The sequence below is a fragment of the Pantoea rwandensis genome (assembly GCF_002095475.1).
Classification (GTDB): Bacteria; Pseudomonadota; Gammaproteobacteria; order Enterobacterales; family Enterobacteriaceae; genus Pantoea; species Pantoea rwandensis.
Map to the genome: position 1 here is coordinate 50,587 of NZ_MLFR01000009.1, position 18,404 is coordinate 68,990.

18 protein-coding genes are annotated in these 18,404 nt (G+C 54.9%); 14 read left to right on the top strand and 4 right to left on the bottom strand.

Going from position 1 to position 18,404, the window contains the following annotated elements:
- The first annotated feature begins 15 nt into the window (after positions 1–15).
- Together HA51_RS11080 and HA51_RS11085 are read left to right on the top strand one after the other, a co-directional pair.
- Positions 16–561 (top strand): elongation factor P hydroxylase, encoded by a 546-nt coding sequence (locus HA51_RS11080; RefSeq protein WP_084934570.1) that lies wholly within the window; start codon positions 16–18, stop codon positions 559–561.
- A gap of 31 nt (positions 562–592) precedes the next feature.
- Positions 593–874, top strand: a complete 282-nt coding sequence (locus tag HA51_RS11085; RefSeq protein ID WP_084934571.1) for a YfcL family protein — start codon at positions 593–595, stop codon at positions 872–874.
- A gap of 29 nt (positions 875–903) precedes the next feature.
- Here the strand turns inward: HA51_RS11085 and mnmC are convergent, their stop codons facing one another.
- Entirely contained in the window at positions 904–2,916 is a 2,013-nt protein-coding gene (gene mnmC, locus HA51_RS11090) for a bifunctional tRNA (5-methylaminomethyl-2-thiouridine)(34)-methyltransferase MnmC2/FAD-dependent 5-carboxymethylaminomethyl-2-thiouridine(34) oxidoreductase MnmC1 (protein ID WP_084934572.1), read from the bottom strand.
- A 155-nt stretch (positions 2,917–3,071) separates the two neighbouring features.
- On the opposite strand from mnmC, the gene fabB reads away from it, so the two are divergent.
- Positions 3,072–4,292: a beta-ketoacyl-ACP synthase I gene (gene fabB / locus HA51_RS11095; RefSeq protein ID WP_084934573.1), complete on the top strand. Its 1,221-nt coding sequence runs from the start codon at positions 3,072–3,074 to the stop codon at positions 4,290–4,292.
- Positions 4,293–4,573: 281 nt separating this feature from the next.
- Complete coding sequence (locus HA51_RS11100; protein ID WP_084934574.1) at positions 4,574–5,755, top strand: MFS transporter; 1,182 nt, start codon at positions 4,574–4,576, stop codon at positions 5,753–5,755.
- On the opposite strand, the gene pdxR is transcribed toward HA51_RS11100, so the two are convergent.
- Positions 5,718–7,154: a MocR-like pyridoxine biosynthesis transcription factor PdxR gene (gene pdxR / locus HA51_RS11105; protein WP_084934575.1), complete on the bottom strand. Its 1,437-nt coding sequence runs from the start codon at positions 7,152–7,154 to the stop codon at positions 5,718–5,720. The genes HA51_RS11100 and pdxR overlap by 38 nt on opposite strands.
- An 86-nt stretch (positions 7,155–7,240) precedes the next feature.
- Between pdxR and HA51_RS11110 the strand changes: the two genes are divergently transcribed.
- Positions 7,241–7,684 (top strand): rhodanese-like domain-containing protein, encoded by a 444-nt coding sequence (locus tag HA51_RS11110; RefSeq protein WP_084934576.1) that lies wholly within the window; start codon positions 7,241–7,243, stop codon positions 7,682–7,684.
- A gap of 1 nt (position 7,685) precedes the next feature.
- Here HA51_RS11110 and flk read toward each other — a convergent pair whose 3' ends face one another.
- Together flk and HA51_RS11120 are read right to left on the bottom strand one after the other, a co-directional pair.
- Positions 7,686–8,717, bottom strand: coding sequence for a flagella biosynthesis regulator Flk (flk, locus tag HA51_RS11115; protein WP_084934577.1), 1,032 nt, complete (start codon positions 8,715–8,717; stop codon positions 7,686–7,688).
- 114 nt (positions 8,718–8,831) lie between these two features.
- Positions 8,832–9,737 carry a DMT family transporter gene (locus HA51_RS11120; RefSeq protein ID WP_084934578.1) on the bottom strand — a complete coding sequence of 302 codons (906 nt, stop codon included), beginning with the start codon at positions 9,735–9,737 and terminating at the stop codon, positions 8,832–8,834.
- A 95-nt stretch (positions 9,738–9,832) separates the two neighbouring features.
- On the opposite strand from HA51_RS11120, the gene HA51_RS11125 reads away from it, so the two are divergent.
- From HA51_RS11125 to cvpA, 9 genes are all read left to right on the top strand, one after another.
- Positions 9,833–10,612, top strand: a complete 780-nt coding sequence (locus HA51_RS11125) for an AraC family transcriptional regulator (protein WP_084934579.1) — start codon at positions 9,833–9,835, stop codon at positions 10,610–10,612.
- Positions 10,613–10,670: 58 nt separating this feature from the next.
- On the top strand, positions 10,671–11,795 hold the full coding sequence (gene pdxB / locus HA51_RS11130; RefSeq protein ID WP_084934580.1) for a 4-phosphoerythronate dehydrogenase PdxB: 1,125 nt from the start codon (positions 10,671–10,673) through the stop codon (positions 11,793–11,795).
- A 102-nt stretch (positions 11,796–11,897) separates the two neighbouring features.
- Positions 11,898–12,908, top strand: coding sequence for an aspartate-semialdehyde dehydrogenase (locus tag HA51_RS11135; protein ID WP_084934581.1), 1,011 nt, complete (start codon positions 11,898–11,900; stop codon positions 12,906–12,908).
- Positions 12,908–13,714, top strand: a complete 807-nt coding sequence (truA, locus tag HA51_RS11140; RefSeq protein WP_139810668.1) for a tRNA pseudouridine(38-40) synthase TruA — start codon at positions 12,908–12,910, stop codon at positions 13,712–13,714. Before HA51_RS11135 ends, truA begins: the two co-directional genes overlap by 1 nt.
- A 36-nt stretch (positions 13,715–13,750) precedes the next feature.
- Positions 13,751–14,413, top strand: coding sequence for a DedA family protein (locus tag HA51_RS11145; RefSeq protein WP_034825120.1), 663 nt, complete (start codon positions 13,751–13,753; stop codon positions 14,411–14,413).
- A gap of 132 nt (positions 14,414–14,545) precedes the next feature.
- Positions 14,546–15,454 carry an acetyl-CoA carboxylase, carboxyltransferase subunit beta gene (gene accD, locus HA51_RS11150; protein WP_084934582.1) on the top strand — a complete coding sequence of 303 codons (909 nt, stop codon included), beginning with the start codon at positions 14,546–14,548 and terminating at the stop codon, positions 15,452–15,454.
- Between the two features lie 190 nt (positions 15,455–15,644).
- Positions 15,645–16,913: a bifunctional tetrahydrofolate synthase/dihydrofolate synthase gene (gene folC / locus HA51_RS11155; RefSeq protein WP_084934583.1), complete on the top strand. Its 1,269-nt coding sequence runs from the start codon at positions 15,645–15,647 to the stop codon at positions 16,911–16,913.
- The gene (dedD, locus tag HA51_RS11160) at positions 16,903–17,664 is read left to right on the top strand and encodes a cell division protein DedD (RefSeq protein WP_084934584.1); all 762 of its coding nucleotides are present in this window, start codon (positions 16,903–16,905) and stop codon (positions 17,662–17,664) included. Before folC ends, dedD begins: the two co-directional genes overlap by 11 nt.
- A gap of 247 nt (positions 17,665–17,911) precedes the next feature.
- Positions 17,912–18,397: a colicin V production protein gene (cvpA, locus tag HA51_RS11165; protein ID WP_034825265.1), complete on the top strand. Its 486-nt coding sequence runs from the start codon at positions 17,912–17,914 to the stop codon at positions 18,395–18,397.
- The last annotated feature ends 7 nt before the right edge of the window (positions 18,398–18,404 follow it).

Genomic DNA, 18,404 nt, shown 5'->3' on the forward strand with positions numbered 1-18,404 from the left:
AAAGATTAAAATATTATGAGTACAGAACATCATTACCAGCAGCTGGTAGACATTTTTGATGGCTGCTTTGTTGACGACTTTCAGACCCGTCTAATTAAAGGCGACGATGAACCTATCTATCTTCCAGCGGATGAGGAATCGCCGTGGAACCGTGTGGTGTTTGCTCATGGTTTTTATGCCAGCGCACTGCATGAGATTTCCCACTGGTGCATTGCGGGTGAAGCACGCCGCAAGTTGGTGGATTTTGGTTACTGGTATTGCCCGGATGGACGCGATGCGCAAACGCAAAGCCAGTTCGAGTCGGTAGAGGTGAAGCCACAGGCACTGGAATGGATGTTTTGTGTTGCGGCAGGCTTCCCCTTCAATGTCAGCTGCGACAACCTCGAAGGAGAATGTGAGCCAGATCGTATCGCATTCCAGCGCAAGGTCCATGCTCAAGTGATGGCCCATTTTGAGCAGGGCATTCCGGCTCGTCCCGCTCGATTTATCGATGCGTTAACAAACTATTACGGTACACCTGCGCTGACGGCGGCACATTTTCCGTGGCCGGAAGATCTGTGATTCGCCAGCCCATAATTAAAGGATAGAAGAGATGATCGTAGAATTTGAAACACGCATCCTGGCTTTGATTGACGATATGGTTGATCACGCCAGTGACGACGAGCTATTTGCCGGTGGCTATCTGCGTGGTCATCTGACCCTGGCGGTGGCTGAGATTGAAATCAGCGGTGAACACACGCCTGAAGCGCTGCAGATTCACGTTACCAATAGTCTGCAAAAAGCCATTGCTGCGGGTGAACTGTCGCCACGCGATCAAGCCTTGGTGATTGGCATGTGGGATAACTTGTTCCTTCAGGCTCGTCAGCCCGCATAACAACATGGGGCGTTTTCTCGCCCCTTGTTTTACCGTCCGGCTTTCTTCCCCTTCAGCAATTTTCTTATCCAGTAGCGGTTTGGATTCATGGCCGATAACGTCGTGGTGTCCAACGGTTGTGGTTCACCGCTCATCTGCGCTGCTAACACTTCTGCCGCCAATGGCGCACTGCACAAGCCGCGCGAGCCCAGCGCACCCAACACAAACAAGCCGCTATAAGTAGGAGCCTCGGTAATGTTTTCGCCACGCACACGTTGTTCCGGTAAATCCGCATATTGTGCCAGTGTTGCCTCATAATCTGGCGCGCTGCCGCTCATCGGTAAATGATCGCGCGTTGCGCAGCGGACCCCATTACGCGCTTCATTATCGCTGACATCCACCTGTAACGGCCATTCCGCATCGGGTAAGCAATCAATGAGCCGCTGGCGGTTTTCCTGCTGATCGTCAATGCGGAAAGCGGTGGCGGTATCACCACGGTGGTAGCTGGCACCAACACAATGCGTATTGAACGTTGGGCTAACCGGGGTGAGATATCCGTCGTAGCAGAGTACCGTTTTCAGGGTGCCCAGCATCGGTGTGGTGGGGACATGGCTGACCTGACCGGCGACCGGATAAACCGGTAGATCTTTGCTCTGTTGGATCTCCAGCAGCGCATGACCATTGGCAAGTACCACCTGTGCATGTTGCACGGCTGGCTGGTCGCTGAATTGCAGTGTCCAGCTATCATCGCGACGTTCCAGTTGCGTAACGCGATGCAACCAGTGGACGCGTAAGCCCAGTGTTTGCGCGTACTCCAGCAGATTGCTGGTGAGTTGCGAAGGGGAGAGCCACCCCCCATGAGGATAGAAAATCCCACCCCATCGCGTATCGACCCCCGCCAACTGCTGCGCTTGTGCTTGATCAACGCCGTAGGCGATATCATGCGGCAGTCCCATGTTCAGCATCTGGGTGATCTTCTCGGCGCTTTTACTGTCCCAGCCAAGTTGTAAAACGCCGCTCCAGTCATGCTCAAACATCACGGGCAGTTGATCGTATAAACGACGGGCAAAGGTGAACGCTGCTGGGAAAAAGGTGGCGAGCGCCGGATCGTGTTGGTTGAGCAGTGGATAAAGCGCACCCTGACGATTACCTGAAGCACCCAATGCCGGTGCTGCATCTGCACAATAAAGGGATACCTTCCAGCCTCGGCGTAGCAGCGCCAGCGCCAGAACGGCACTGGCTAAGCCACCGCCAACCAGCGCGACGTCTTGGCTACTGGTGGCGGGTCGCGCATACCAAGGCTGGCTATGAGGCAGATCAATCGTCTGTTCCATCACGCCTGTTAACATTTCACGCTTGTGGCCGAACCCTTTACGCTTCGCCACGGTGAAACCCGCTTCTTGCAATCCGCGACGGACAAAACCGGCGGCGGTAAAAGTGGCCAGCGTCCCGCCCGGTCGGGCCAGACGTGCCATGGCGGCGAACAGTTCAGGTGTCCACATTTCCGGATTTTTCGCGGGTGCGAAACCGTCTAAAAACCACGCATCAACTTGGGCGTGAAGACTGTCATCAAAGGTATTAATTAGCGCGTTAATATCTCCAAGCCAGAGATCGAGCGTGACTTTACCGCCGTTAAACAGTAAACGCTGGCAACCCGGTAGCGCTTGTGGCCACTGTTGCTGTAACTGCTCTGCCCAGGGCGCCAACTCTGGCCAGTGAGCATGGGCTGCCACCAAGTCGGTTTGCGTCAGTGGGAATTTTTCGCAGCTAATAAAGTGCAGGCGCTTAAGTGTGGCGTGCGGATGCGCATTGCAGAAGTCATCAAACGCTTGCCACAGGGTAAGAAAGTTAAGACCAGTCCCAAAACCGCTTTCCGCGACGATAAAAAGATCGCGCGAATGTTCGGCAAAGCGGACCGGAATTTGGTTGCCATTGAGGAAGACATAGCGCGTCTCTTCCAGTCCATTGTCGTTGGAGAAGTAGACGTCGTCGAATGCTCGGGAAACAGGTGTACCCTGATCATTCCAATTTAATTGCGCGTGTTCAACCGGGGATGATTTCACGGGAAAGGCTCATTTTTCAGGCAGTGGCGCGATTTTAGCGAGTGCCGTCACATGACGCAAATTTACAAAAGGAAATGGCTGATCGGACTTGTTCGGCTTACAACTGTAAGCTAGAGTGCACGTCAATCCAAAAGAAGTGGAATGAGGACTATTGAATGAAACGTGCAGTGATTACTGGCCTGGGTATCGTTTCCAGCATTGGTAATAACCAGCAAGAAGTGCTGGCTTCTCTGCGTGAAGGCCGTTCCGGGATCACCTTCTCTGAAGAGATGAGAGATATCGGCATGCGCAGCCACGTCTGGGGCAACGTCAAACTGGATACCAACGGGCTCATCGATCGCAAAATCGTGCGTTTCATGAGTGATGCTTCAATCTACGCTTACCTGTCAATGGCGGAAGCGATTCAGGATTCAGGTCTGACTGACGAGCAGTATCAGAACAACCCACGTGTGGGTCTGATTGCCGGTTCAGGCGGTGGCTCGCCACGTTATCAGGTATTTGGTGCCGATGCGATGCGTGGCCCACGTGGTCTGAAAGCGGTCGGTCCTTATGTTGTGACCAAAGCCATGGGTTCAGGCGTGTCTGCCTGCCTGGCAACGCCGTTTAAAATCCACGGTGTGAACTACTCTATCAGCTCCGCTTGCGCGACTTCTGCACACTGCATCGGTAATGCGGTTGAGCAGATTCAGTTGGGCAAACAGGACATCGTGTTTGCTGGCGGCGGCGAAGAGCTGAGCTGGGAAATGGCCTGTGAGTTCGATGCGATGGGCGCACTGTCCACCAAATACAACGAAACGCCAGAAAAAGCTTCACGTACTTACGATGCAAACCGTGATGGTTTCGTGATCGCAGGCGGCGGCGGTATGGTAGTGGTTGAAGAGCTGGAACATGCTCTGGCTCGTGGCGCGCACATCTACGCAGAAATCGTGGGCTACGGTGCGACTTCTGACGGTGCAGATATGGTAGCGCCATCAGGTGAAGGCGCAGTGCGTTGCATGAAAATGGCTATGCAGGGCGTGGATACCCCAATCGATTACCTCAACACCCACGGCACTTCAACGCCAGTCGGCGATGTGAAAGAGCTGGGCGCAATTCAGGAAGTGTTCGGTGACAATTCACCGTTCATCTCTGCGACCAAAGCCATGACCGGTCACTCACTGGGTGCAGCAGGCGTGCAGGAAGCGATCTATACGCTGTTAATGCTGGAGCACAGCTTCATCGCGCCAAGCATCAACATCGAAGAGCTGGATGAAGCCGGTAAAGGCCTCAACATCGTGACCAAGCCGACTGAAAAAGCGCTGACCACCGTGATGTCGAACAGCTTTGGTTTCGGCGGCACTAACGCCACCTTGACCATGCGTAAGCTTCCAGCTTAAGTTCCCGTCATACTTCAACATGTAGACCCGGTCACTGATTTCAGTCAGCTACCGGGGATGCAAATTGAATGCTATGGGGTAGTTGATAGCGTTGTTCTAAGGGCCGGTTAATCCGGCTCTTGTTGTTTTTGACATTTGCCCCGCCGCTTGCCTACACTCTTCCCGTCGCCTCAATGAAACAAAATAATCGTTTGCGCAATTTGTGAATCAAATCACCCATTTCTGCCTTGTGCAGCAAATGAGCGTATTGCGCATGCCCTGAACAAGGAGTTCCTACCATCATGACCACGGCTGCCGATACGCAGACGCAATCTGTGCTGCCCTTGGGCTGTATCTCATTTGCGGTCTTTCTCACCTACCTCACCGCTGGCCTCGCGTTGCCGGTTATCCCGCTGTATGTGCATCAAGAATTAGGGATGAGCAATCTGATGGTGGGCATCGCAGTGGGGATTCAATTTTTTGCCACGCTGCTGACGCGCAGTTTCGCTGGACGTCGTGCCGATCAGCACGGTGCTAAACTCACGACCCAACATGGGATGCTCGCAATCGCCTTGGTGGGCGTGGCGTATCTGGCTGCGGCATTACTGCCGGTGTCGCCATGGGCCAAGTTCGGTTTACTGGCGATAGGGCGCTTACTGCTGGGATTTGGTGAAAGTCTACTGCTCACCGGCAATCTGACCTGGGGCATGGGGTTGGTAGGAAGCAAACGTTCTGGGCTGGTGATGTCGTGGAACGGTATGGCGATCTATGGATCGCTGGCGGCAGGGGCTCCGCTCGGTCTGCTGATCAACCAACATGGTGGATTCGCCGCCTTGGGCATGGTAGCGCTGCTGCTTCCGTTGTTGTCGCTGGCCATCAACAGCTGGGTTAACAAAGTACCGGTGGTCGGCGGGGAGCGTCCCTCACTGTTTAGCGTGGTAAAAACCATTTTCCAGCCGGGTATGGCGCTGGCACTTCAAGGGACGGGATTCGCGGTTATTGGCACCTTTACGTCCCTCTATTTTGCCGCTGAAAACTGGGGGAATGCCGGTTTTGCCCTGACAGCATTTGGCTGTGCTTTTGTCTTGGTGCGAGTGTTCTTTGGTGGTTTACCCGATCGTCACGGCGGTGTACGGGTGGCGTTGGTTTCTCTGCTGGTGGAGACGGCGGGTTTGCTGCTGCTGGCGGGTGCGACATCGGGCGGGATGGCGCTGATTGGGGCCGCACTGACGGGCTGCGGTTGTTCACTGATCTTCCCGGCATTGGGTGTAGAAGTGATTAAACGCGTGTCACCGCAGATTCGGGGGACGGCGCTGGGCGGCTTCTCCGCCTTCCAGGATATTGCTTACGGTGCCAGCGGACCGCTGACCGGCCTGCTGGCGACGGCTTTAGGTTATGGCTCGGTCTATATTGCGGGCGCGTGCTGTGCCGCACTGGGCATATTGGTTACCTGGTCGTTTGCGCGTAGCGCGACAACAGCATAACCAGCTTATCGCAGGCACTGACGATCTCACCGGGCGTCAGTGCAGCGAAGCCCAGTATCCAGCCTTTCTGCGATGTGTTTCCAGCATAAAGCGGCGAAAGGCGGGGCAGCAGCAGACCCATCTCTGCGGCTTGCTGAGTCAATGGTGCTTCTTCACCCTGCTTTAGACAAACCGTCAACTGCAACCCGCCCGCAGCATGTAGCGGCTTTAGCCACGGCTGCATGCGCGTGTTGATTTGCTCCAGCAACCGATCGCGACGGCTATGATAAAGCTGACGCATCAAGCGCAAGTGGCTGGCAAAATAGCCCTGCTGCATAAACTCGGCGGTCATCGCCTGGGGCAGCAACGCGCTATGACCATCCATCACACTGCGCGCGCGGCCCAGGGCATCAACCAGCTGTGGCGGCACCACCATCCACGCCAGCCGCAGCGAGGGAAACAACATTTTAGAGAAAGTGCCAAGGCAAATGACCCGACTGTCGTTTTCCAACCCCTGAAGCGCTGGGGCGGGACGATCGTCATAATGAAACTCACTGTCGTAATCGTCCTCAATCAGCCAACTCTGCTGTTCACGTGCCCAGGCAAGCCAGTGTAAACGGCGCGCCAGGCTCATCGGAATGCCTGTGGGGTAGTGGTGCGCGGGTGTCATATAGACCAGCTTGGCGCGTCCACTTAAGGGTATGGCGCCTTCGCTATCCAGTGGCATTACCCGACAGCGCGCACCTGCAGCGAGAAAGGCGTTGCGCGCGCCGGGATAGCCAGGTTCTTCGAGCCATACCTCATCGTCGTTATCGAGAAACATCAGCGCCAGCAGCTGCAACGCTTGCTGTGAGCTGGTCAGTATCACCACTTGTTCAGCTGAACACCTCACACCACGCGACAACGCCAGATAATCGGCCACAGCCTGACGCAGTGGCCGATAGCCCAGCGGATCGCCATAACCCATCACCTGGCTGCCTAAGCGACGTTGAACACTGTTGCTGATGCGGCGCCACTGTTCATGCGGAAAGGCGCGTAATTCTGGTGAACCCGCCGCGAAGGCGTGGGGAAACGGCGGATCCTGACAGCCGCCGGTGGCCAGAACCTGTTCGCCCCTGCGGGAGAAAGGGGGAGAATCTTGGCTGGCACTGGATGCAAGACGCTGTGGTATAGCAATCGACACAAAGGTGCCGCGTCCGGCTCGTCTTTCCAGATAGCCTTCGCTCTCTAACTGCGCATACGCCGCTTCCACCGTCACGCGCGATAAGGATAAGTCGGCTGCCATCTGGCGGCTGGAGGGCAGTCGCGCATGATGAAGCAAATGACCTTGCGTGATGGCCTGGCGTAACATCATGCACAGGCGTTCACGCAATCCGCCTTTGGGTTGGTGGTTAAACAGGGCCAAAAAGTGGGGGCTCATGGTGGTCTTATCATCTTGGAGAAAGTGGTATCAGGTTAAAGACCACTTTGCCGTAAACTGAGTCCCAATCACAACAGGAGAATGCCATGTCATCAGTGTTACGTTTCCCCGCAGCCAGCCCACAAGAGAGCCTGGCCTATTTGCAGCACAAACTCAGTTATTACACCGATGCCTGGGACTTGGCTGAAGATCTGGCACAGGGTATGAATGCGATTGTGGTGATCGACGCACGTGCCAGCGAGGTGTACCAAGCGGGGCACATCACCGGCGCGATCTCATTCCCTCATCGCACCATGAATGCTGAGTCCACTGCACCGTTGGATCGCGGCAAAGTGTACATCACCTATTGCGATGGTATTGGCTGCAACGGCTCAACCAAAGCGGCATTGAAGCTGGCCTCGCTGGGTTTCCAGGTGAAAGAGCTGATTGGCGGGTTGGATTTCTGGAAGCGAGATGGTCATCCGCTGACGTGGGGCGAGGCACCGGGAGAATGGCCACAAGCCACCTCCGGTGCTCATTGTGGTTGTTAAGCTACAGAAACAGCCACAATAAGAAGAAGAACGCCGCCAAACCGAGGATTAGCGTTAAGGCAGGACGCTGCGCCAGCGGGCGCGGCAAAATCTCAACCCATGGCGACCAGATGGGCTGCGGGCGCAATTCGCTGGCAGCATGCGGTTGCTCATGATTTTTCTCGACGCGACGACTGAACAGCAGATTAAGCAGATCTTGCGTTTGCGCAGGGGTCAGTACCGTTTGCGGTGTAGCCTGGAAACGTTGCTGGCTGTAATCCTCCAGCAGTCGCTGTTCGTTGTGTGTCAGCGGCTGTTTCAGGGAACTTTCCAGCATTTGCAACGTTGGCGCACTGTGTTGGGCCAACGTCTGGCGTACCTGAAGATATTGCGTCAGCAGTGGGAAGTGGCGTGAAGGAATCGGATCGCCACTTTTCAAATTGACCAGTTTCAGCGTATCGGTCAGCAGTTTAACCGGCGATTCCCCTGTCATTGCAGCAAGGCGTGTCACTTGTTGATTGAGCGACTGCTGCTCGGCAGGGAGCAATGTGCGGTCGGAAACGCGCGTCTGTTGCGGCTGGGGGATCGCCATCTGTCCATTTTGCAGCATCGTCAGCACCTGGCGTAACTGATCTTGCGACAGCGCGCTCAATACGGTTTGGTTAAATTGCTGACGGATAAAGTCGCTCACGGCTTGGCGATTGTTGCCCTGCGGCAATTTTTCTAACAGTTGCTGTAATAACTGGCGCGTCGCAAGGCTATTTTGTACCTGCGTCAATCGACCATTCAAATGCTGTTCGGCGACAGGGAAATGTCGTGATTGCAGCTCCGCATCATTCTTAACACCCACTTCATGGCGAACCCCGGCCCAGAGTTCAGGGGCTTTCAGTGTGCTGAGTGACATGATGCGTACAATCAAGCGTTCGAGCGTGGTGCGCTGCGCAGGGGATAACGGCTGTTCACCTGCCGGTCCGCCGGGACGAGTAGGGCCAGTCGCGTTAGTGAGCGTTGAACGATCGCCCGCGGGCACACCGGGACCGCTAAGAGGTTGCATGGCGGAATCCTTGAGAAACGAGGTCAGATCCGGGTGCGCCGGAAAAACGAGGACATATGATAGCAAAAGCCCCCAGGAAATCCACGGGGGCTGGGGGCTTTCAGGGCAATAAAATCAGGCCGCAGGATCGGGAACGTTGGTCTCACGCGGTTTACGCAGCGGGGTTTTCATACGTTGCGCCAGAATTACACCGACTAAGGTCATCCCGCCACCAATCCAGTGATAAGCATGCAACTGCTCATGCAGGAACATCACCGCGATAATGGCAGTAAACGCCGGTACGAAATTCATAAAAATACTGGTGGTGCTGGCCCCAAGTCGCTGCACGCCAAGGATCCACAAAAAAGGCGCGACAATCGAAGCAAACAGTCCAGCAAACAGCACCAGCGGGATATTATGCATATTAAGTGAGACATCCGGCGCACGCAGGAAACCGGGCAGTAGCAGCAGAACACCGAAGAAAATTTGCACGTACAGGCTCTGCCACGTTGGCAGGGGAATCGCCCAGCGTTTAGTAAGTACGCCGTAGAGTGCGTAAGACGTGGACGCTGCCAGCATCATCAATTCTCCATTGCCCAAACGCTGATTCAGCAACTGAGCCGGGTTGCCTTCACTGACCAGCCACACCAAACCGGCAAACGACAGCAGGCCACCAATCAAAATTCCGCGAGTGGGTGCCAATCGCAGTACGAACAGGCTGAGTAGAATGGTCAGCAGCGGAATCGTCGCGCCGAGAATGCCCATCATTACCGCCGACACGCTGTGCGCCGCATAGTAAGCAAGACTTTGATACAGCACCATGCCCAGCAGACCCAGGATCAGCAATCGCCATAAATTCGCGCGGATGGTATGCCGATGCCGCCACACGCCGGGCAAGCAGAACGGCGCCAGCATCACTAACGCCAGCAACCAGCGATAAAAGGAAATGGCGGCAGGATCGATGCTCCCAGCAGAGAGTTTGCTGACGATAGTGTTGATCGACCAGATCATCACTGCGATGAGCGGAAACAGTAAATACATCGTACGGCTCCTGAAGTTAATTGCGAACAGTTTACGTTTGACCGGTTTAAACCAGATAGTTAAAATCGGACAATATTCGTTAGCCACCGGACAGAATGAATCTACAAGTCGAGTATCAGGCACCCATTGATGCGCCGCTGCTGCGCTTCTTTATGCGTTACGACGAAGCCAACGCGAAAACCGAATATCTGTCGCATGCCCACGATTGGGGACAGGTGATTTTTGTCACCAGCCACGTACTTGAAATGGAAGTCGAAGGTGAGCGCCTGTTAGCGCCTTCTGATATGCCTGTTTGGATCCCCGCCTCGCATCGTCACGGCAGCTACAACCACGGCCACGCACGATTTCGCACGCTAAATATCGCCGCAGATCTCTGTGTCGGCATGCCGAAGAAAGCGTGTTTACTGCACGTTGATGCGATTGTGCATGCCATCATGAATGATTTTGCACGCCGTACTGTGGAACAACCCATCAGTGAATCTGACTGGCGTTTGTGTGAGGTGTTGATTGATCGTTTGCGCCTGGCGCCGGTACATACCAGCTATTTGCCGATGTCGGATGACAAATTTCTCGCGCCGATCTTGCGAGCGTTGGAAGAGAACCCTGGCGACAACACCACGCTGGCACAATGGGCGAAGCGCGTGTTTACCACTGAGCGTACGCTAGCGCGACGTTGCCAGCAGTTGTTACAAATGTCCTTCAGCGAATGGCGGCAGCGCCTACGTTTTCTGCGCACAATTGCGCTGCTGGAGCAGGGCTGTAGCGTGCAGTCTATTGCGTATGAACTCGGCTACAGCTCGGCATCGGCCCTGATTGTGATGTTTCAACAGCAGGCGGGCACCACGCCGGATCGCTATCGCAGTCGGTTAGGTTAATCCCCGGCTTTATGTCAGAATACGCGCCTCAAAATCTTCAGATGACAGGACCGCCGCAGTGAAAATTCTCGTCGATGAAAATATGCCTTATGCCCGCGAACTGTTCAGCCGCACCGGAGACGTGCTGGCGGTGCCTGGCCGTCCGTTACCGGAAGCCGAGCTACAGGATGCCAGCGGATTAATGGTGCGTTCGGTTACCAAGGTAAATGCAGCGCTGCTGGCCGGTACGCCGGTGAAGTTTGTTGGTACCGCAACCGCAGGCACCGATCATGTTGATGACGCATCGCTGGCGGCGGCCGGTATTGCCTTCTCTGCGGCACCGGGTTGTAACGCCATTGCCGTGGTGGAGTATGTGTTCTCATCATTACTGCTGTTAGCCGAGCGCGATGGCTTCGCGTTACGCGATCGTACCGTGGGGATTGTCGGTGTCGGCAATGTCGGCGGTCGTTTGCAAAAGCGTCTTGAAGCGTGGGGCGTGAAAACCCTGCTGTGTGATCCGCCGCGTGCCGATCGTGGCGATCAGGAAGATTTTCGCTCGCTCGATGAGCTGGTCGCACAGGCCGATATTCTGACGTTTCACACGCCGCTGTTTAAAGACGGGCCGTATAAAAGCTGGCATCTGGCCGACATGGCGCTAATGATGGCACTGAAACCCAATACTATCCTGATCAATGCCTGCCGAGGCCCGGTGGTGGATAACGCCGCGCTGCTAGAAGTGTTGAGAATGCGCAGCGATCTTAGCGTGGTGCTGGATGTATGGGAGCCAGAGCCGGATCTGAACCTCGATTTGTTGGATAAAGTGGATATCGCCACTGCACACATTGCGGGCTATACGCTGGAAGGCAAAGCGCGCGGCACCACGCAGGTCTTTGAAGCCTGGTGTGAGTTTATCGGCCAGCCGCAACAGGTCGCGCTGGAAAGTCTGCTGCCTGCGCCGGAATTTGGCACCATCACGCTGCACGGCAAGCTCGATCAGCCGACGCTGAAACGACTGGTACACCTGGTGTATGATGTGCGCCGCGATGACGCGCCACTGCGTAAAGTGGCCGCCCAGCCGGGTGAATTTGACCGCCTGCGCAAGCAGTATGAAGAGCGTCGTGAATGGTCATCTTTGCAGGTGAAATGTGATGATGCCGAGGCGGCTATAATGCTGGAAAAACTCGGTTTTCGCGCCAGTTTGTAAAGTTAAATCAATCCCCTGCGATTTAGCGCGGGAAAAGTCTTAAATGTCAGGCGGTGTAATCACCGCCTCTCTTTTTTATGTCATTGTCTGGAGTAAACCAACATGTCTGACGGCTGGAATATTGCGTTATTGGGCGCAACAGGCGCAGTAGGGAACGCTGTACTGGAATTGCTGGCGGAACGCCAGTTCCCGGTTGGTGAATTGTATCTGCTGGCGAGTGAAAACGGTGCCGGTGAAAACAAGCGCTTTGAAGGTCGCACAGTGCTGGTGCAGGACGCCGCCGAATTTGACTGGACGCAAGCGCAGCTGGCGTTTTTCGCCGCCGGACGTGAAGCGTCTGCACGCTACGCCGAAGAAGCCGCCAGCCAAGGCTGTTTGGTGATCGACAGCAGCGACCTTTTCGCGCTGGAGCCGGATGTGCCGCTGGTGGTGCCGGATGTTAATCCACAAGTGATGGCGGATTATCGCAACCGCAACATTATTACCGTTGCCGATAGCCTGGTGAGCCAACTGCTGTGTGCCATCAAACCGCTGGTCGATACCGCTGGTTTGAGCCGTTTGCAGGTGACCAACTTGCTGTCGGTTTCCAACCAAGGCAAAGCGGCGGTTGACGGTTTAGCTGGTGAAAGTGCGCGTTTGCTGAACGGCGTGCCCGCCGATGAGCACTATTTTGGCCGCCAACTGGCGTTCAACATGTTGCCGCAAATAGTTGATGCGCAAGGCAGCGTGGAAAGTGAACGACGCTTGGTTGAGCAGGTGCGCAAAGTGTTGCAGGACGAAGGTTTACCGCTGGCGGTCAGCAGCGTGCAAGCGCCAGTGTTCTACGGCAATGCGCAGATCGTCCATATCGAGAATTTGCGTCCGCTATCAGCAGAAGAAGCGCGTGATGAACTGGCGCGTGCTGAAGACATCAATCTGAGCGAAGAGGGCGAGTTCCCCACGCAGGTGACGGATGCTTCCGGCAACGACATGCTGAGCATCGGCTGCGTGCGTAACGATTATGGCGTACCGGAGCTACTGCAGTTCTGGTCAGTCGCTGACAACATCCGCTTTGGCGGTGCGCTGATGGCAGTGAAAACCGCCGAGAAATTGGTGCAGGAGTACTTCTATTAATGTTGTCTGAAGCTACGACATTTAAGCTGGCGTTAGGTATTGAGTACGACGGCAGCCGTTACTACGGCTGGCAGCGACAAAATGAAGTGCGCAGCGTGCAGGAAAAACTGGAAAAAGCGCTCTCGAAAGTGGCAAATCATCCTGTGGTGGTGTTCTGTGCGGGACGTACCGATGCCGGCGTGCACGGTACGGGGCAGGTGGTGCATTTTGAAACCACCTCTCAGCGCGCCGACAGCGCCTGGACCTTGGGTGTTAACGCCAATTTACCTGACGATATTGCGGTGCGTTGGGTGAAAGCGGTGCCGGATGAATTTCATGCCCGCTTTAGCGCCACGGCGCGTCGTTATCGCTATGTGATCTTCAATCAGCGGCTTCGACCGGCGATTCTCGGCAACGGCATCACCCATTTTTATCATCCACTGGATGCCGAAAAAATGCAGCGCGCCGGACAGTGTTTGATCGGCGAGAACGATTTCACCTCATTCCGCGCGGTGCAGTGCCAGTCACGTACGCCATGGCGCAATGTGATGCACCTGAACGTGACGCGTCAGGGGCCTTATGTGATTGTCGATATCAAGGCCAACGCCTTTGTGCACCACATGGTGCGCAACATTGTCGGCAGCCTGATGGAAATTGGCTGTGGCAATAAGCCAGAAAGCTGGATGGCTGATTTGCTGGCGGCAAAAGATCGTACTCTGGCGGCAGCGACCGCTAAAGCCGAGGGGTTGTATTTGGTGGCGGTGGATTACCCATCTCACTTTGCGTTACCTCAGCCTGCGCTGGGACCTTTGTTCCTCGCAGATTAATTTAAATGAGTAAGGATGTTTGGGAGCCGGAACATTATGGAATTCATCCACTTTTTGATCGACTTTATCCTCCATATTGATGTGCATTTAGCCGAACTGGTGGCGCAGTACGGCGTGTGGATTTACGCCATTCTGTTCCTAATCCTGTTTTGTGAAACGGGCCTGGTTGTCACACCTTTCCTGCCAGGGGATTCGCTGCTGTTTGTTGCCGGTGCGCTGGCGGCACTGCCGGGGAACGATCTCAACGTGCATCTCATGGTCACGCTGCTGGTGATTGCCGCTATCCTTGGTGATGCGGTGAACTACACTATTGGTCGGTTGTTCGGTGAGAAACTGTTCAGCAACCCGAACTCGAAAATATTCCGCCGCAGCTATCTGGATAAAACCCACGCGTTTTACGATCGCCACGGTGGCAAAACCATTATACTTGCGCGCTTTGTACCAATCGTGCGAACCTTTGCCCCCTTTGTGGCGGGAATGGGACATATGTCTTATCGCCACTTCGCGCTCTTCAACGTGACGGGTGCGCTGTTATGGGTGTTGCTATTCTCTTACGCGGGCTACTTGTTTGGCGACTTACCGGTAGTGCAGGAGAACCTGAAATTGCTGATCGTTGGCATTATTGTGGTCTCAATACTGCCCGGCGTGATTGAAGTATGGCGTCATCGCCGTCAGGCACGTCAGCAAAAGCCACAGTAAACCCATAACCAGATTTTTATCCACAGCGAGAACGGGTTGTGGTTTAATGAGCGACATTTACGGCCTGCTGGAGGTGATTTCAGCAGCCACAAGAAGACTGGACCAGGTCAGCATTAAACAGAAAGGTCATCAATGAGCTGGATTGAACGCATACTGAATAAAAGCACCACCACGCCAACGCGCAAAGCCAGTATCCCGGAAGGGGTCTGGACCAAGTGCGATAGCTGCGGTCAGGTGCTGTACCGCGCCGAACTGGAGCGTAACCTTGAGGTCTGCCCGAAGTGCGACCACCACATGCGCATGCACGCCCGTGAGCGTCTGCACAGCATGCTGGATGAAGGTTCTCTGGTTGAATTAGGCAGCGAGTTGGAACCCAAGGATCTGCTGAAATTCCGCGATTCTAAGAAGTACAAAGATCGTCTGGTTGCCGCGCAGAAAGATACCGGTGAGAAAGATGCATTGATCGCCATGAAAGGCACGCTGCATGGTATGCCAGTGGTTGCTGTGGCCTTTGAGTTCTCCTTTATGGGTGGCTCAATGGGTTCTGTGGTTGGCGCGCGTTTCGTACGCGGCGTTGAGCAGGCACTGGAAGATAACTGCCCGCTGATCTGTTTCTCTGCCAGTGGCGGTGCCCGTATGCAGGAAGCGCTACAGTCGCTGATGCAGATGGCAAAAACCAGTGCAGCTTTGGCGAAGATGCAAGAGCGCGGCTTGCCGTACATCTCTGTGCTGACTGACCCAACCATGGGCGGCGTATCTGCCAGTTTTGCCATGCTGGGCGATTTGAACGTGGCGGAACCGAAAGCGCTGATCGGCTTTGCTGGCCCACGCGTTATCGAACAGACCGTGCGTGAAAAACTGCCACCAGGCTTCCAGCGCAGTGAATTTCTGATTCAAAAAGGCGCGATCGACATGATCATCCGTCGTCCGGAAATGCGCTATAAGCTGGCAAGTCTGCTGGCGAAAATGATGAACCTGCCAGCGCCGCTGCAGGATGGTGATCAGCCTTCTACGGCTGAGCCGGAGAGCAACGAGGCCTGACAGGCAACGAAAAGCGGTTTTTTAAACGCTTTTCACCAATGAACCGTAAACACGACATCATTCGAGTTGCAGCAAGGCGGCAAACGAATGAATCCCAGGGCGCTTACACCGATAAGTGATTGGGATGATTGAGTGCAGCTAACGCCGCTGCAGCTTGAATGATGATGTGTAAGATGAGAAAACGGGACACATGGACACTCTTCATCTTCCTCAAGCCACGTCGCCTTTGGCCACGTGGCTTCATTATCTTGAGCACTTGCATTCTCAGCCCATTGAACTGGGCCTGGATCGTATTCAACGCGTCGCTGCACGCCTCGATCTGCTCAAGCCCGCTCCGTTTATCTTTACCGTCGCCGGTACTAACGGCAAAGGCACCACCTGTCGTACCCTTGAAACGCTATTGATGGCCGCAGGCTATCGCGTGGGTGTCTACAGCTCGCCGCATTTGGTTCGTTACACCGAACGTGTTCGCGTGCAGGGTGCGGAGTTGGATGAAGCGATGCATAGCGGAAGTTTCGCCAGCATTGAAGCCGGACGCGGTGACATCTCTCTGACCTATTTTGAATTTGGTACGCTCTCGGCACTTAATCTGTTCCGCGATGCCAATTTAGATGTGGTGATCCTTGAAGTGGGCCTTGGCGGTCGTCTTGATGCCACCAATATTGTGGATGCGGATGTGGCAGTCATCACCAGCATTGCGTTGGATCATACCGACTGGCTCGGCCCGGACCGCGAAAGCATTGGGCGTGAAAAAGCCGGTGTATTCCGCCCGGGCAAGCCTGCGGTCGTCGGCGAAGCGGATATGCCGCACACTATTGCGGAGGTCGCGGCAGAGAAGGGCGCACAACTGTTGCAGATCAATCGTGACTGGCAATGGAAGAAGCAGGAGAGCAGTTGGACGTTGCAAGATGCCCATGGCGAGCTACGCGACCTCCCGTTGCCGCAAGTCCCGCAGCCCAATGCGGCGACTGCACTGACTGCACTGCGTGCTTCCGGTCTTAACGTTAGTGAAGCGATCATTCGTGAACATCTGCCTCTGGCGATTTTGCCTGGCCGCTTCCAAACGGTCAGTGACAGTCCGCGTGTGATTCTGGATGTCGCGCACAATCCTCATGCCGCGAATTATCTGGCTTCACGACTGGCTGAGCTGCCCAATAAGGGTAGCGTCCATGCGGTGGTGGGTATGCTGCATGACAAAGATATCGCTGGTACCCTGGCGGCATTGTCGCCACAGGTGGATTACTGGTACTGCGCGCCGCTGGATGGCCCACGTGGCGCCACAGCCGATGAGTTAATCGCGCATCTTGATGGCGCCAATGCCTATGCACATGTCGATGCGGCATGGCAGGCAGCGCGTCAACAGGCAGCGCCTGAGGATGTGATTCTGGTGTGCGGTTCTTTCCACACCGTCGCACAGGTTATGGAATCGATGGCAGCGGAGAACGGCAGTGGCAAGTAAGTTTCAAAATCGCTTAGTCGGTACCGTCATTCTGGTGGCGATTGGCGTCATCGTATTGCCGGGTTTATTGGACGGCAAGAAGAAGCACTATAAAGAAGAGTTCGCTGCGATCCCGCTGGTGCCGAAGCCGGATGATCAGCAGGATAGCGAAACGGTGCCACCGGTCACGCAGCCTTTGCCCGCGCAACCGCCTGAAGGGGCCAATGCTGCGCAGAATCAAGACAATGGTAAAGGGACGGGCAGTGCTAGCAGTGGCAGCGCGCAACCTGCTCAGAACAACGAACCAACGTTGGTGACACCGCCGCCAGTACATCAGCAGGTGAAACCGGTTGAGCAACCGAAGCCGAAGCCTGTCGAGCAGCCCAAACCGAAACCGGTGGAGCAGCCGAAGCCGAAACCAGTAGAGCAACCTAAACCGAAGCCGGTGGAACAGCCGAAAGAGAGAGAGGTTGAGCAGCCTAAAGCCGCAGAAGCGCCGAAGCAGAGTGAACCTGAATCAGCACCTACGGGGCAGGCTTATGTGGTGCAACTAGGGGCGCTCAAAAATGCTGCTAAGGTCAATGAAATTGTGGCCCAGTTGCGTCTTTCAGGCTATCGCGCCTTTACCGTGCCGTCGACGCCGGTGCAGGGGCAAATCACCCGTATTTATGTCGGACCGGATGCGTCAAAAGCGAAGCTGCAAAGTTCACTCAGCGAGCTGCAAAGCATTTCTGGCCTCGGCGGGGTGATAAAACCTTACGGTACACGTTAACAAGTTGATAAGCCGCGCCGATGGCAGAAAAAGGCGCGGCACAGCACAAGCTGTTCATCAAATTGTTATGAAAAAATGGTTTTATATCATCATGTTAAGTTGCTGGTGATACTCAGGGCGAGGAAAGTTTTTTCATCGCCCTTTTTATGGATGCAGAACCGGAAACCCTACGCAAACGTTTTCTTTTTCTGTTAGAATGCGCCCCGAACTGGATGCAGGGGTGCTTGGCACTGGGTTGGAAGCGTTCATGATCTGGATTGATTACGTCATTATTGCGGTAGTTGGTTTTTCGGCTCTGGTCAGCCTGATTCGAGGGTTTGTCCGGGAAGCCTTATCTCTTGTTACCTGGGGATGCGCGTTTTTTGTCGCCAGTCATTACTACACCTACCTTGCAGTCTGGTTTACAGGTTTTGACGACGAACTGGTTCGTAATGGCATCGCGATTGCGGTGTTGTTCGTTGCCACCTTGATTGTGGGTGCCATCGTGAACTATGTGATCGGCTCGCTGGTAGAAAAAACCGGCTTGTCGGGAACCGACAGGGTGTTGGGGGTCTGTTTCGGGGCGTTGCGTGGCGTGCTGATTGTTTCCGCTATGCTCTTCTTCCTCGATACATTCACCGGCTTTTCGAAAAGCCCGGACTGGCAACAGTCTCAACTTATTCCCCAGTTCAGTTACATCATCAGGTGGTTTTTCGATTACCTGAAAAGCACGTCCAGTTTTATACCCCGGTGACACCATC

Excerpts from the sequence above, each read along its gene's own strand:
- HA51_RS11110 (WP_084934576.1), top strand. The coding sequence starts at position 7,241 with ATGTCATCAGTGTTACGTTTCCCCGCAGCCAGCCCACAAGAGAGCCTG.
- HA51_RS11100 (WP_084934574.1), top strand. The coding sequence starts at position 4,574 with ATGACCACGGCTGCCGATACGCAGACGCAATCTGTGCTGCCCTTGGGC.
- HA51_RS11085 (WP_084934571.1), top strand. The coding sequence starts at position 593 with ATGATCGTAGAATTTGAAACACGCATCCTGGCTTTGATTGACGATATG.
- flk (WP_084934577.1), bottom strand. The coding sequence starts at position 8,717 with ATGCAACCTCTTAGCGGTCCCGGTGTGCCCGCGGGCGATCGTTCAACG.
- HA51_RS11125 (WP_084934579.1), top strand. The coding sequence starts at position 9,833 with ATGAATCTACAAGTCGAGTATCAGGCACCCATTGATGCGCCGCTGCTG.
- cvpA (WP_034825265.1), top strand. The coding sequence starts at position 17,912 with ATGATCTGGATTGATTACGTCATTATTGCGGTAGTTGGTTTTTCGGCT.
- pdxR (WP_084934575.1), bottom strand. The coding sequence starts at position 7,154 with ATGAGCCCCCACTTTTTGGCCCTGTTTAACCACCAACCCAAAGGCGGA.
- HA51_RS11135 (WP_084934581.1), top strand. The coding sequence starts at position 11,898 with ATGTCTGACGGCTGGAATATTGCGTTATTGGGCGCAACAGGCGCAGTA.
- HA51_RS11080 (WP_084934570.1), top strand. The coding sequence starts at position 16 with ATGAGTACAGAACATCATTACCAGCAGCTGGTAGACATTTTTGATGGC.
- HA51_RS11145 (WP_034825120.1), top strand. The coding sequence starts at position 13,751 with ATGGAATTCATCCACTTTTTGATCGACTTTATCCTCCATATTGATGTG.
- fabB (WP_084934573.1), top strand. The coding sequence starts at position 3,072 with ATGAAACGTGCAGTGATTACTGGCCTGGGTATCGTTTCCAGCATTGGT.
- accD (WP_084934582.1), top strand. The coding sequence starts at position 14,546 with ATGAGCTGGATTGAACGCATACTGAATAAAAGCACCACCACGCCAACG.
- folC (WP_084934583.1), top strand. The coding sequence starts at position 15,645 with ATGGACACTCTTCATCTTCCTCAAGCCACGTCGCCTTTGGCCACGTGG.
- truA (WP_139810668.1), top strand. The coding sequence starts at position 12,908 with ATGTTGTCTGAAGCTACGACATTTAAGCTGGCGTTAGGTATTGAGTAC.
- HA51_RS11120 (WP_084934578.1), bottom strand. The coding sequence starts at position 9,737 with ATGTATTTACTGTTTCCGCTCATCGCAGTGATGATCTGGTCGATCAAC.